Origin of the sequence: Hespellia stercorisuis DSM 15480 (assembly GCF_900142165.1) — a bacterium.
Lineage (GTDB): Bacteria > Bacillota > Clostridia > Lachnospirales > Lachnospiraceae > Hespellia > Hespellia stercorisuis.
This window is the reverse complement of the sequence record NZ_FQZY01000014.1, coordinates 82060-95459: the sequence shown is the minus strand read 5'-3', so window position 1 is coordinate 95459 and position 13400 is coordinate 82060. Positions and strand designations below refer to the sequence as shown.

The 13400-nt window shown below is 40.8% G+C and carries 14 protein-coding genes; 7 read left to right on the top strand and 7 right to left on the bottom strand.

Annotated features, from left to right (window positions below):
• From BUB85_RS05950 to BUB85_RS05920, 7 genes are all read right to left on the bottom strand, one after another.
• The coding region (locus tag BUB85_RS05950) for a transposase family protein (protein WP_143160664.1) at positions 1-234 on the bottom strand (234 nt) is incomplete at its 3' end.
• A gap of 158 nt (positions 235-392) precedes the next feature.
• Positions 393-1895, bottom strand: a complete 1503-nt coding sequence (locus BUB85_RS05945) for an ATP-binding cassette domain-containing protein (RefSeq protein ID WP_073106844.1) — start codon at positions 1893-1895, stop codon at positions 393-395.
• Positions 1892-2959: a sensor histidine kinase gene (locus BUB85_RS05940; RefSeq protein WP_242945359.1), complete on the bottom strand. Its 1068-nt coding sequence runs from the start codon at positions 2957-2959 to the stop codon at positions 1892-1894. Before BUB85_RS05940 ends, BUB85_RS05945 begins: the two co-directional genes overlap by 4 nt.
• 34 nt (positions 2960-2993) lie before the next feature.
• Complete coding sequence (locus BUB85_RS05935) at positions 2994-4583, bottom strand: response regulator transcription factor (RefSeq protein WP_073106840.1); 1590 nt, start codon at positions 4581-4583, stop codon at positions 2994-2996.
• A gap of 284 nt (positions 4584-4867) precedes the next feature.
• Entirely contained in the window at positions 4868-5833 is a 966-nt protein-coding gene (locus BUB85_RS05930; RefSeq protein WP_073106837.1) for a substrate-binding domain-containing protein, read from the bottom strand.
• Positions 5834-6167: 334 nt separating this feature from the next.
• Positions 6168-7265, bottom strand: coding sequence for a tyrosine-type recombinase/integrase (locus BUB85_RS05925; RefSeq protein ID WP_073106835.1), 1098 nt, complete (start codon positions 7263-7265; stop codon positions 6168-6170).
• 23 nt (positions 7266-7288) lie between these two features.
• Positions 7289-7900 (bottom strand): helix-turn-helix domain-containing protein, encoded by a 612-nt coding sequence (locus BUB85_RS05920; protein ID WP_073106832.1) that lies wholly within the window; start codon positions 7898-7900, stop codon positions 7289-7291.
• A 144-nt stretch (positions 7901-8044) separates the two neighbouring features.
• Between BUB85_RS05920 and BUB85_RS05915 the strand changes: the two genes are divergently transcribed.
• The 7 genes from BUB85_RS05915 to BUB85_RS05885 all read left to right on the top strand — a co-directional run bounded on the left by BUB85_RS05915 (position 8045) and on the right by BUB85_RS05885 (position 13397).
• On the top strand, positions 8045-8254 hold the full coding sequence (locus tag BUB85_RS05915) for a helix-turn-helix transcriptional regulator (RefSeq protein ID WP_073106829.1): 210 nt from the start codon (positions 8045-8047) through the stop codon (positions 8252-8254).
• Positions 8247-8507, top strand: coding sequence for a hypothetical protein (locus BUB85_RS05910; protein WP_073106826.1), 261 nt, complete (start codon positions 8247-8249; stop codon positions 8505-8507). Before BUB85_RS05915 ends, BUB85_RS05910 begins: the two co-directional genes overlap by 8 nt.
• A gap of 99 nt (positions 8508-8606) precedes the next feature.
• Entirely contained in the window at positions 8607-9221 is a 615-nt protein-coding gene (locus tag BUB85_RS05905) for a CHC2 zinc finger domain-containing protein (RefSeq protein WP_073106823.1), read from the top strand.
• 28 nt (positions 9222-9249) lie between these two features.
• A complete protein-coding gene (locus BUB85_RS05900; protein ID WP_073106883.1) occupies positions 9250-10554 on the top strand; it encodes a DNA primase family protein in 1305 nt (434 codons plus the stop codon).
• 160 nt (positions 10555-10714) lie between these two features.
• Positions 10715-10975, top strand: coding sequence for a hypothetical protein (locus tag BUB85_RS05895; RefSeq protein ID WP_073106819.1), 261 nt, complete (start codon positions 10715-10717; stop codon positions 10973-10975).
• Positions 10976-11161: 186 nt separating this feature from the next.
• The gene (locus BUB85_RS05890) at positions 11162-12592 is read left to right on the top strand and encodes a MobA/MobL family protein (protein ID WP_073106815.1); all 1431 of its coding nucleotides are present in this window, start codon (positions 11162-11164) and stop codon (positions 12590-12592) included.
• Positions 12593-12830: 238 nt separating this feature from the next.
• Positions 12831-13397 (top strand): 50S ribosomal protein L25, encoded by a 567-nt coding sequence (locus tag BUB85_RS05885; protein ID WP_073106812.1) that lies wholly within the window; start codon positions 12831-12833, stop codon positions 13395-13397.
• The last annotated feature ends 3 nt before the right edge of the window (positions 13398-13400 follow it).

Here is a 13400-nt window from a genome sequence, read left to right as displayed (position 1 = left end):
CTCATGATTGAAATTTTCTTCCATTTCTCTCATTGTATGCTGTCCGCAGATATTTTTGAGAATCGCCATATACCCAAGATCAGTCTGCGAATACGTGATGTAACTTGAATCTCTTGGATCGTTCATTTCCGAGATCCATTGTTGTAAATAATGAAAGAAATGATTTGCAACCATCATAAAATCAACTATTCCACGGTCCTGTTTCTTTCGTTCACGTTTTTCTTTCTTTGTCATTCGTAAAAACCTCCTGTGCGAAAAATTTGTTACTTATATTTTACCGCACAAGAGGTACTCCTGCTTAGATTCTGGTTATTTTATTGCGAAAAGTTTTTATTCCTCAACGCTGGAATAAATTATTTTCTTATTATGAATAAATTATTTTCTTATCAGCCTCAATTTTCTCTCCCGTCACGTGGCAATTCTCGATACAGATGCAGCCACGGTGCTAAGATTGGAATGGAAGTAAACTCCCTTTGATCGTATTCCTTCTGGGGTTTATCCTTGTCGATACAGATCAGCCTGTCCGCAAGTGAGAGCGTATCTGCAAGATTCACTGCCAGAATCACCACCGCAATCCCTTTTTCCAATAGCTGCTCCAAAAGTTCCCATATATACATCCGGTGGCTTAGATCCGCCCCTTTAAATGGCTGGATACAGAAGACCACCTCGGGCTTTTGAAGCAGGATACGGGTGTAGATCATCTGATACTTTTGCTTCTCTGTCAGTTCTTCCACCGGAGCAGCAAACACTTCCTTCCCAAGAATTGTTCCATATTCCTGTCGAACACTCCTTCGGATTCTGGAAGTGATCCATACATTGCGAATCCGCTTATCCAGATTAAAACAGAGATTATCTACATAATTCATTTCCGGAAATATCATTGTCTTTGTACACTGTTCCTGAATCACTGCAATCTTTCTATTCCTCTGGATTTTCGCATGCTTTCCATCCAGAAGCATTCTCCAGTAATAGTCGGTATCTTCATCCAAAAGTAATTGCAGCATTGCGCGATAGATGTGATTGTCCAGACTCTGTATCACCAGACACTCTCCCTGCCGTACCCGGAACTGCAGCGGCTCTGCCATCTCCTCGATTTCACTGTAAACCTCGCAAATATACTTTCCAGTATTTTTCTTTTCTTTTTTATGTTCCAGATAACCGCGGACCATTTTGTCATATTCTCGAAAAAGCGAGCGAAGATTTTCCGTCTCCATCTCTCGCGGCTGCAGCACCTTTTCAATATGACCGTTTGACATCAGCGCGGCCCGGTCACAGAGCTGCAGGATGTCTTCAAAATGGGATCCGATGTAAATAAAAGAATACCCCTGCGCAGCATAGTGCCGGATGATTCCATACAGTTTCCGCAGTTCATTTCCACTGATCAGAGTGCTCATCTCACTGAGCAGGATCAGTTTATGGCCTGCCACAATCCCTTTCAGCAGCTCGACCACAATCCGCTCAAAACTTGTCAGCTTATCCACATATGCCCGGGCAGATAGCCGGATTCCAATCTCCTTTAAAAACGGTTCCAGCTGACTCTCCAGAACAGCCGGTTGAATGATACTCTTGCGAAACCCCGGGCGAAGAACAAATATATTATCTGCAACCGTCATGCCTCCCACCAGACTTGTCCGGTCCCGGATAATGGTAATCCGGTTATTTCCCCGTTTCGCACTCTTCCAGGAGTTGGTTATCTTTTCACGATAATAAATGTAGCCATCTTCCAGCGGTGGATTTCCCGCCAATAAGTCAATAAAGGAGTTCAGACCATAAGAATTTACGGGTATGAGGCCCATAATTTCCCCTTCCCATATATTAAGGCTAAAATCTTCCAACATGAGAATACCATTTTCTCTATAGGTTACTCTTTCCATGCGAAATACTTCTTTTCTCATTGAAGAACTCCTCTGTTCTTAATCTCTCTGTCACTGGTTACCCCCGGCAGCACAATTTCCACGTCTGTACCCTCGCCCTGTATTGAAAAAACATGCATGCCATATTCATCTCCAAAGATGAGGTGAATACGATTATTGACGTTTACCAGCGCAATGCCGCCCTTTTCCCCCGGCTGCTGATAAGAAGCTGCTGTGTTGTCTTTTCGCAGTCTTTTATTCAATTCCCACAGCGTGTTTTCATCCATTCCTACTCCGTCATCCGAGATTCGGATAATCAGCCGCTCTTCCGTCCGCTCAAACTGAATGCGAAGATTCCCTGTTCCGATCTTCAGCTCCGTTCCATGAATAATGCTGTTCTCAAGAATCGGCTGCAGTGTCAGCTTGGGGATTCGGCAGCGCTTGATTTCTTCCCATTCCTCTTCCCTGTAATCGAAATGCAGCTGCAGACGGCTGCCGAACCGATACTGCTGTATGCGAAAATAAGTTTTGCAATTCTCCAGCTCCTCTTCCACCGATACCAGATTTTCCACCTTGGATATGGTATACCGGAAAAAGGTAGCAAGTGCTTCCGTCATATCCGCCACACTGTCCAATCCTGCAATCAAGGCCTCCCCACGGATACTCTCCAGCGTATTGTACAGAAAATGTGGATTGATCTGGTTCTGCAGCGCCAGATACTGCGCCTGCCTCTTATTCAGATCAAACATCTGCGGGGAACGAAATAATTCATCAAACTTTTGTATTTCATCTGCGGTATTTGGCGTCAGAATGGGCAGACCGAGTTCTCCATAATCACTCATGGAATAGCCATCTAAAAACCGCTTCAGCATTCGTTCCGATTGTTGATAAGGAAGAAAAATCTTTGTCCAGAAAACACCTGCAAACAGAATTGTTCCTGCAATCAGAATGAGGAGCAGAAAGACCGCTCCCCGACCAGAAAGGAGCAGACCAAGCTGATAAATCATTTGAAAAACCATAAATAAAATCATGCAGATGAACAAAAGTAAAACACGATTTGAGATATAATGTAATTTTTGAATGATCTGATGCACTTTTTTTTTCAATGTTTTGCCTTCCTCCATCTTTCTTTTTCCAACATCATCCATAAAGCTTACGGTACGCACTTGGTTTCAGTTTCGTAGCTTTTTCAAAAGTGTGGGTGAAATGTTTCAAATCGTTGTATCCTACCTGTCTGCAAATGTCTGCAATGGAACTGTTGCTTTCCCTTAACAGGATTTTTGCCTGTTCCACCCGGACATTGATTAAATATTTTGCAAACCCCTCGCCCTCTTCTTTTTTGAATAAAGTGCTGAAATAACCTGCGCTTAATCCGACCGCCGCACTTACCTCTTCCAGAGAAATCTGTTCTTTATAATGGTTCTGAATATATTGTTTTGCCAGACGGATGGGCCGCAGAGCCTCATTTTCCCGCTCTTCCCTGATTGTTTGGATTACTCTGTTCTGCAGGGCAGACAGATAGCTGAATAATTGTTCTGTATTTCCACACTGTTCACATTGTCTGTAAAAATTTTCCAGTTCTTCTTTTCTTTGTTTATACTCCGTCTGGGTTAGAAACAGGCCTCCCGCTGACATGACCAGATCATAGATTTCAAACCCTCTGATATTCTTCAGATCGAGAACAACTCTGCGGAGAGCCGTCACGGCTTCTTCGCCCTCTTCTACGCTGAGCAGCTCAATGGCATGGAGCATCTTTCTGGAATATCTTTCCAGAATTTTCTGGTCCTGCATTCCGATATGATCCGGCATTTTTTCAATCATACATCCGGTTCCGACAAGAACTCGTTCCTGAATAAGCAGCTTACTTTTCTTCAGGGAATCCGAAAGCTTCGTGACATCTTTTTCCGGAGTCCCCAACGCAATGGTAAATTCGATATCACCAAGGATGCTCTTCTGTACAATCAGCTGATTCAGGCAGTCCCGCAGTACCCGGTATACATCGGATTGAACCTTTGCCGAGTAATTCATCACTCCATACCCTGCTCCATCCTTTATATTCAGTATCATTTCATAGCAAAAGCGTTTCATGTTTCCCAGAATAATGTCCGTTGCTTTTTCATAGACAATCTTTTTGGCCGCATCGCTTAACCTGGTGATATCATAATCCAGTTTCAGACAAAAGCCCTGAAAGATTCCCGGCTGCACAGCAAGGTGATAATCCTTTTGCAAAGATTCCATACTGATAGAAAGATCTTCCTTCGTTCCCATGTCCATAATCAGATTATTCTTCACCTTGATCCGGTCACTTTCGCTGCTTCGAATTAACTTTTCCAGATTATTCTCTGTCCTGTTCCGTTCCATAATCTTGTGATATAGTTTTTCCAGTGTATTCGTCAATTCGATTTTGTTGATCGGTTTGAGCAGATAATCTCCCACCCCGTACTTCATAGCCGTCTGTGCATAAGAAAAGTGCGCATATCCACTGATTATCACAATCTGAAGATGCGGACTATACTCCTTTACCGTTTGAATCAGCTCCAGCCCATTACACCCGGGCATACGGATATCCGTGATTAATATGTCCGGCGATAATTCCTGTACCCGCTGGGCAGCTTCTATTCCATTGGCTGCTGTGCCAACAACTTCCATGTGCAGCATTTCCCAGTCTATCAACTTGTTAATCAATTGACATACTCGCTCCTCATCATCAGCAATTAATACCTTTAACATACTCTTCTCCCTTGTCCCTCGTCATTCGCAGTGCACGTACCGTTCACCGTGCGCTGTTCGCAGTGCTGTTCGATTCCGCTTCGCTCCATCTCACTCGCGGGCTTTCGCCCTATCAGCATGCGGCGGAAAGTATTTACTTATGTGCGAGCACAACGTAAACACTTGCCACTGCATGCTGGCACTGCTCTTTGCTACCGCGTATATTATACCATAAATAAACACAGCTAGGAACCCGCCAGTCACCTGGTGGATTCCTATGCTTTTCCATAATTATGAATACCTTTTTATTTGGTAAGTACAGATACGCCTGTATCCGTCACTGCACCGCCAAGATCCTCACCTTCTAATGCATCTACACATGCCTTCACGCCATCAGATCCCATGACATCTGGATTCTGAGCCATTGTGCAAAGCAAGTTTCCATCACCGATCAGATTCATGATTGCATCGGATTTATCGAATCCAACACCAATGATCTCTGATTTTCCTGATGCTTTGATCGCATTTCCTGCACCTGTTGTAGATCCTTCATTACAACCAAAGATACCAACTACACCCTGAGTAATATAGTTTTCAGCGATGCTCTGTGATTTTGCGGCATCTCCTTCTCCATACTGTGTTTCCAGAATCTTGAAGTCGCTTCCTTCAAATGCGGAACGGAATCCTTCTTCACGCATTACACAGGAATCTGTTGCTGCATTTACATTGATGACACCGATGTCTCCGGATTTCACGCCTGCTGCTTCAAGTGCTTTTTTCATCTCTTCTCCGGCTGTCTTTCCAGCTGCTTTGTTATCTGTAGAAAATGTTGCTTCTGCATCTACATTTGCCGGTGAATCTACATATACGATTTTCACGCCTGCTGCCGCTGCTTCTTTTAATGCGGATGAAATTGCATCCGGCCCGTTTGCAGCTACCATGATTGCATCATATCCGCCAGACACTGCATTATTAACACATTCGATCTGCTGAGCATCATCCTTTGTGTTTGGTGCCATAAAGGTAACCGTTGCACCCAGTTTCTCTGCTTCCTTCTGTGCACCTTCATTTAATGTAATCCAGTGCTGATCGATGGAATCCATCGTAATCAGTGCAATTTTGTATCCGTCTCCTACTGCTTCCTTGCTTGTTGCTTCTGTGCTGCCTCCTGTGCTGCCTGTTGTTTCTGTTGTTTCTTTTCCTCCACATCCCATCACAGATGCTGCTACCATTGCTGCACAACAAATCATTGCTACTACTCTCTTTTTCATCTTTTCTTCTCCTTCTCATACATTGTTTTATTCTATCCGCATCATGCGGTTAGTTTCAGTTTGCTTTTTTCTTTTTTCCAAGTTGTCCTGTTCTTACAACCACATCGAGCAATACAGCAAATACAACGTTAATTTCAGTTCAGTAAGAGATAATCTTCGGGACTCGGATTTACGTACAAATCCTTATTTTACAAGGGTTTGCGAAGTTGTCAGATGTGGTGAAAAGCGGTGGAATTTACTCAGTTCGCAACGCATTTGCAACACGTTTGCAACAAAAATATCTAAAAAATATAGGACACTTTTCGGTGATAGACACTGGAGAGTGTCCTTTTTGTTATGCAGATTCTGCTTCAGCGATTATGCTGTCCTTTTCTTCTAAGGTTTTGTTGATCGCATCTACAAGAACCTGCATATCTAAGTGAGTATAAACTTTTTCTGTCAGAGTCATAGCGCCGGAGTGTCCCACAATTTTCTTGATGGTTGTGTCCTGAACACCAGCTTCCGATAACATGGAAATACAGGTGTGCCGGGTGCAATGTGGTGTGCGGTCAATTCCGATTTGTTCCACAAGAGGAGTCCAATAGCTGTCATAGTAATTGCGGTAAAGAAACCTTTTCCCGTCTTCTGTATGAAGAAGGTATTCGCAATCGGGACAAGACTCGTACCAGCTTTTATAGTAAGGCAAGAGCTTATCTGCAATCGGAACTTTTCGGAGTCCGTTTTCTGTCTTGCTGTCAATAACATCAAAGTACTGTTCTTCCAGATGCACGTTTTCTTTCTTCAAATCAAGAAATTCAGAGATACGTGTGCCATTATAGAGCAGCATAAGAATGATCTGATAGTATTTGTCCTCTTTCATTGTCCAGACTTTTGCAACTTCTTCTTTTGTGAATTTTGTACGTGTGTGCTTGTTTGGATTGCGGTCTTTATACTGGGCAATCTCCACGAAAGTAGAATAGTCTTTGTTGCAGATGTCATTCTTTAATGCAAATTCATATAACTGGTTGAACAGAATTTTAATTTTCTTCAATGTTGGGAAATTCTTTCCGCAGGTATCAATAACCTGTTGTAAATCTGCAAGTTTCAAATCCTTGAAAACCCGATTGTAAAGAATACCACACGTTTTGTAAGAAGCTTTGTATCCTTTGATATTACTTTTAGATACCGTAGGATATTTTTTCTTTGACCATTCTTCATACACTTCATCAAAAGTCATTTTGGCAGCTTTCGTATCATATGGATTCCGATTGTAGTCAGCCAGCATTTGTAATCCTTCTGTTTTTGTGGCGGCATATCCGATAATGATATACTCATTTACTTTCTTTCCCTTTACAGGATCAATGTGATAGCCGGTGGTTTTGCGAACCATCCAAGGCTTTCTTCTTTTTCCAGATAGTTTTACTACACTTCCGTAGCCGTTCGGTAATTTCATATTCTAAAAATCCTCCTTAAAAATTAGGACTCATTCTTACCGTACCGCTCGTTCATAATTTTTTGAAATCTCTGGATGCGTTCTTCGTTTGAGATTTCTTCTGTTTCTTTTTCAGTCAGTTTTGCACTTGCATAATAAGCAAGTGTTTTATCCTGCCACTTCTGATAAGATTCAAGACTTGTCTGATAGTCCTTGACTTCATTTCGTTTATCCTCAAATTCTTCCAAGAATAGACAGAGATCCTGATTTAATTCCGTAGAAACATCTTTGCCATTAAAAGTGATGGCACATTCCCATCCATCATAATGTGGCGGGCGTTTGACTTCGATATTGAAGCCAAGTTCCTTTATTTTATCTAACTGAAACAGGAAATTCATAATATCAGAAAGATTTTCTAAAGGTTTTCTTTCGGCATCATACCCGATAAGATATGTTGATTCGCAGTCTAATACTTTTGCGATTTCATTGAGCATAGCAATGGAAACTTCGATTTCTCCACTTTCATATTTTTGGATTGTGCGGAGCGATTTTCCTAATAAATTTGCAAGCTCTGTCTGGTTGATACCTTTTTCTTTTCGAGCAGTACGGATTCTAAGTCCGATTTGATTGTTATGTAACTTCTCATTACTCATCATTATTCACCTCACGCTTATCATATCATAAAGAAATATGAATTACAAGTACATATTTGCGCGAAAAGATATTGACATATGCAAAATAAGTGCATATAATAAAAATGCGCATTAAAAGTGCATATTGAAAAAGAAAGGAGAAAGAAAATGAAAATAAACGTATTGAAAATGCAGATTTTGATGGGAGAAAGAGGTTTGACAATTAAGAAATTGGCTGAGTTAAGTGGAGTATCAAGGCAGACGATTTCCTGCATTATATCAGGAAAGAGCTGTACACCGCAGGTAGCATATAAAATTGCCATAGCTTTAGAACAGGAACTCAGTCAGATTGTAAAGGAGGATGTGGAAAATGGATAAAAGATTATATGTAGAATTGCCGCCATTTACGGGCAGGAATGTGCCAATTACAGAAATTGCAAAAGCAATCGGAAAAGATGCTCATTACGTTCGTATTGGGATACAGCAGGGAATTTTGAAATTCGGAGTTGCAATGAAGATGGGTGATTCCAATGAATTTAGTTATTACTGTTCTGATCGTAAAGTGTGGGAGGAAACCGGATATTTCAATGAAGAAATAAGAAAGCAGGGAAAAGAAAAAGCCCTTGTATAATACAAGGACAATTTCTCAGAGCTTTTGATAACTCTATCTCGCAAATTCAGTATATCAAAGGCTCTGAGAGAATACAACGAGAATTTAGAAGGAGTCGAATTGAATATTTTTCAAGTAGTAAAAGAAAATGTTACGGCAAGGCAGGCTGCCGAGCAGTATGGATTAAAAGTAAATAAAAATGGAATGGTTTGTTGTCCTTTTCATAATGACAGGCATCCCAGCATGAAAATAGATAAAGGTTTTTGTTGTTTTGCTTGTGGTGCGAAAGGAGATGTGATCACATTTGTGGCAGATTTCTTTCATCTTGCACCATTGGAAGCAGCAAAGAAACTGGCAGAAGATTTTCAGATACCTATTTTTACAGATAACCTAAAGAAAAGGAATGCCAGTAAGAAAAAAGAAAAACAGAAAAGAACATTGTACCAGACTGAAAATAAATTTGAAGAATGGGAACGGGAAAGTATCCGTATTTTATCAGATTATCTTCATTTACTGGAAGAATGGAAAGTAAGGTATGTACCTAAAACACCAGATGAAGAATGGAAGGCAGAATTTATAGAAGCCTGTCAGCAGACAGAAAAGATAAATTACTATCTGGATTTACTGGTGTTTGGAGAGTTACAGGACAGAATTGAATTTTTACTGGATAGAGGGAAGGATGTGAAAAGAATTGAAGAACGAATGGAAAAGTATAGACGAAAGAACAAGGAATAAACTGGAAGAAGCATTGGATCAGAGGGAAATGAGTGCTAACTCTTATTCTCAGGAATGGTATGAGGATGGGCAGGTTGATGAAGTGACATTCTGCGAAAATTTTCTGCAAAGAATGCCATTGAAGTGTATCAACGGTATCTTTTTCAGTTATGACGGAATGCTGCCGGACAGCGAAGTAGAAAAAGAAATTTACAGAATGGTAAAACCGGTTCTTACGAAGGGAATTTCCAAGAAAGTAAAACAGCTTTTGGAGGTTCTTAAACTGGAAGCCTATTCAGAAGAACTTCCGGTGCAAATGGATCGTATCCATGTGAATAACGGAACTTATTTTCTGAATGGAGATTTTACAGAGAAGAAAGAATTCTGTCTGAACCGATTGCCTGTAAAGTATGAAATGAAAGAAGCAAAGCCGGAACGGTGGCTGAAATTTCTTTCAGAACTGTTGGAGGAAGATGATATTCCTACCTTGCAGGAATATATGGGATATTGCTTAATCCCATCCAATAAGGCACAGAAGTTATTGATTATTTTAGGAAAAGGTGGAGAGGGAAAATCCCGTATCGGTTTGGTTATGAGAAAAATTCTCGGAACGAATATGAATGTAAGCAATATTCAAAAGGTAGAGCATAATCGTTTTGCAAGGGCAGATTTGGAATACAGGCTTTTGATGGTGGATGATGATATGAAACTGGAAGCCTTGAAAGATACCAACTATATTAAAACCATAGTCACTCTGGAGGATAAGATGGATTTGGAAAGGAAGTCAAAGCAGAGCGTACAGGGGAATTTATATGTCAGATTTCTCTGCTTTGGAAACGGAAGTCTGAGCGCTTTGCATGACCGTTCCTATGGATTTTACCGCAGACAGATTATCCTTACGGTCAAAGATGTGCCGCCGGACAGGGTGGATGATCCTTATCTGATTGAAAAATTGCAAAGAGAAGCGGATGATATATTTCTTTGGTGTTTGCATGGATTGAAACGATTACTGAAAAATGAATATCGCTTTACCATCAGCGAACGTGCAAAGAAGAATCTACACGAAGCTATGGAATCCGGGAATAACATTATCGCTTTTATGCAGTCCTCCGGCTATATCCGGTTGGAAGAAAATACAACAGCGACTTCTAAGAATCTTTATCAAGCGTACTGCCGCTGGTGTGAGGACAATACAGAAAAACCTATGAGTGCAAAAAGTTTTTCGGGATATTTGAAAGAAAATGAAAAGAAATATCAAATTCATTATTCTACGAACATTCTATCGGATAATGGAAAAAATGCCCGAGGATTTCAAGGGATTCATACGCAGATACGCATAGACAGCTATCGCTGATACGGATGAAAAACAGATAAAAAGGAATTTTCTAAAGAAGCGTATATGCGTATATCGTTAGGAAGATCAAGGGATTACAGGTTTCTGAAAAGTATGGGAGATACGTTTATACGCTTATACGGATAAAATTTGAATTTATTTTTTGAAGGGAGTGTCAGAAATGTTAAAGCAGCCGGAAAGAGAAAGCAGAAATGTGAATGATTTATTTTATGAGATGGAGGGCAGACAGATACAAAAAATGAACAAGGTACTGGCAGACGTGGAATTGACAAAAGCGGAGGAAAAAACTCTGATATGGCTTGCCGGATGGGAAGAAAGTACCGTAGATCATCTGCTGTCAGTCATAGAAAAAACAGCCCGGATACGGGCAGATCAAAAGGGCGGATACGCCCATAAATATAAGCGTGAGTCCGATAAGTAATTGGATTGTGTTAAACAAAAACAAGCCCTCGGCGTTTGAGAGCGAAATACACCCATCGCACAAACTTCGTTTATGCTCTGCGTATTTCGCCCTTGCAGGGGGCAAGCCGCTGACAGGCGGATAAGTTCGTAAACAGGTGCCTATGCACCTACTCACAGCAAAGCCGGTGAGAGCCGAGGAAGGAGGATGCTTATAGGCAGACATTCATTTATCAGACAAAGTAAGCTGTCCGACGTGGCAGGAAGGATTGATTATATCTCCAATCCGAAAAGACAGGAATATCTCTATGCGACCTATCAGACAGAAGGGGCAACGCCTGAATTTTGGAAAAATCTTGCAAGAGAAAATCAGTTGGATTTTAAGGCAAGCGGCTCAGCAGGGAAATGTATCGAAGGGCGTGAGTTCATCATAGCACTTCCCGAAAGTTTTGTTCAGTACAGGGCAGGTGATGTGGTAAGACTTTTTACAGAGACTTTTCATAAAAGATATGGTGTAGAGTGCAGCGCAGCCCTTCATCACAACAAGACAAAGACGAATTATCATATTCATCTGGTATTCAGCGAACGGAAAATGTTGGAACAGCCCGAAGTGAAGATTGCCACCCGAAATATGTTTTATGATGAGCAGGGAAAGCATAGACGCACGAAAAAAGAGATTTTAGACGAGCAGGGAAATATCAGAGCCGGATGCAGTATTATCCCGAAAGGGAAAGTATATGAAAGTCATATTTTCACAAAAAAAGAGGAATGGTTTAAGAACAAAGCCTTTACCAAAGAAGTGAAAGAACTGTTTACGGATACAATTAACTGCTATGTAAAAGAAGAATCAGAAAAACTATCGGTATTCAAACAGGGAGGTGTTTATCTGGCAACGAAGAAAATCGGAAAGAACAATCCGAAAGCAGAGGAGATAAAGGCAGACAATGCGGCGAGGCAGGAATGGAATCGGACAGTTGATGTGGCATTGGTTGAGGGCCTTCCTGAAAAAGATATTTTGAAGATTAAGCAGGAAAAAATCACAGATGAAACGTTGCAATCTATCAGGACATACGGTTGGCTGCCGGATATGTTTCGACAGATTATCCGAGGGGCAAAAGACTTTTTACAGGAAGTGATTTTCAAATTTAAGCTGCCGCCGAAACCTGTACCAAAGATTGATTTGCAAGAGTGGAAAGATATGCAGAAGGTCATGTATGACTTGCAGGGACAGTCAAGGGAGATAAAACGCACACAGCAGGATATTTTTTCTTTGAAAAAACAACTGTCAGAGCTGCGAGGGTTCTTTAAAGGCAAAGAACGAAAATCTCTGGAAGGGAAAATAGAATTGTTAGAGGATTTGGAAAAGCGTCTGCACAAGAGTATGGAGCAGATCGTAAAACGTGAAGGTTATCCCAATGTGCAAGCCTTTCAGAAGGTCTATAACAAAGCAGAAGCACTAATTATGGAATACAATGAAGAACTGCGGGCATGGAAAAATCAGACGGAGCAGAAGAAAGAAAATCCATTGGAACAGCCGAAAAAAGCAAGCGTACTGGAAAAACTGCACCGCTATCAGCAGGAAGGCAGACAGCAGCCGAAACGGTCAGTTAAGAAAAAATCTATGGATAGAGAACGATAAGGCAGAGTGATTTATCAAAAATTATGTAAATTTGCTTTTTCTTTCATAGTATGCTATACTAAATATAACAAAATCATACAGAAAAGAACCGTCTAAAAAGAAGGGCTTTTGATATTACACTTTTTGGTGCCATATGAAAAGGCTCTTCTTTTTGTTATATTCTTGAGATTTTGTTTTAAGGAAATATTTTCTTCAGTATTGAGGGAAAACAAAAATTTAAAATCAGGAGGGAAAAACAATGGAAACAATTTGTGTTCAGAAACGAGAAGGCGGCATTAAGGCAAAAAAATTAAGACGTCTGGGATTCATTCCGGCAAATGTATTCGGAAAGTCCCTGCCAGATCCGATTTCTATTCAGTTAAAAGAAAGTGATGCACGTAGGCTGATTCGACAGAAACGTGAGGGAAGTAAGCTCACATTAGAGTTAGATGGAAGCAAACTTCCAGTACAGATAAAAGAAAAAGACATAGATGCAATGAAAGATGAAATTCAGCATATCAGTTTTCAGGTATTAGCAGCAGATGAAAAAGTGAACAGCGTTATTCATATTCTTCTTGCAAATGATGATAAAATTCCAGGTCAGCTTGAAAAAATGCTGATGGAAATACCGTATGCTTCTTTACCGGGAGACATGATCGATACGATTACTGTTGATTTGGATGGTATTACGACAGGCACGGTTTTAATGGTAAAAGATATTCCTGAACTTATGAATGATAAGATTGAACTAAAGGTTGATTCCGAAGAAATTGTACTACGTGTCAGCGAAAGAAAGCATCATGCAGAAGTTCCGGCAACGGAGTAATGC

What these genes read in the sequence shown, in the direction of transcription:
- BUB85_RS05945 (WP_073106844.1), bottom strand. Translation starts at nt 1,895, where the DNA reads ATGAGAAAAGAAGTATTTCGCATGGAAAGAGTAACCTATAGAGAAAAT.
- BUB85_RS05935 (WP_073106840.1), bottom strand. Translation starts at nt 4,583, where the DNA reads ATGTTAAAGGTATTAATTGCTGATGATGAGGAGCGAGTATGTCAATTG.
- BUB85_RS05930 (WP_073106837.1), bottom strand. Translation starts at nt 5,833, where the DNA reads ATGAAAAAGAGAGTAGTAGCAATGATTTGTTGTGCAGCAATGGTAGCA.
- BUB85_RS05925 (WP_073106835.1), bottom strand. Translation starts at nt 7,265, where the DNA reads ATGAAATTACCGAACGGCTACGGAAGTGTAGTAAAACTATCTGGAAAA.
- BUB85_RS05920 (WP_073106832.1), bottom strand. Translation starts at nt 7,900, where the DNA reads ATGATGAGTAATGAGAAGTTACATAACAATCAAATCGGACTTAGAATC.
- BUB85_RS05915 (WP_073106829.1), top strand. Translation starts at nt 8,045, where the DNA reads ATGAAAATAAACGTATTGAAAATGCAGATTTTGATGGGAGAAAGAGGT.
- BUB85_RS05910 (WP_073106826.1), top strand. Translation starts at nt 8,247, where the DNA reads ATGGATAAAAGATTATATGTAGAATTGCCGCCATTTACGGGCAGGAAT.
- BUB85_RS05900 (WP_073106883.1), top strand. Translation starts at nt 9,250, where the DNA reads ATGAGTGCTAACTCTTATTCTCAGGAATGGTATGAGGATGGGCAGGTT.
- BUB85_RS05895 (WP_073106819.1), top strand. Translation starts at nt 10,715, where the DNA reads ATGTTAAAGCAGCCGGAAAGAGAAAGCAGAAATGTGAATGATTTATTT.
- BUB85_RS05890 (WP_073106815.1), top strand. Translation starts at nt 11,162, where the DNA reads ATGCTTATAGGCAGACATTCATTTATCAGACAAAGTAAGCTGTCCGAC.
- BUB85_RS05885 (WP_073106812.1), top strand. Translation starts at nt 12,831, where the DNA reads ATGGAAACAATTTGTGTTCAGAAACGAGAAGGCGGCATTAAGGCAAAA.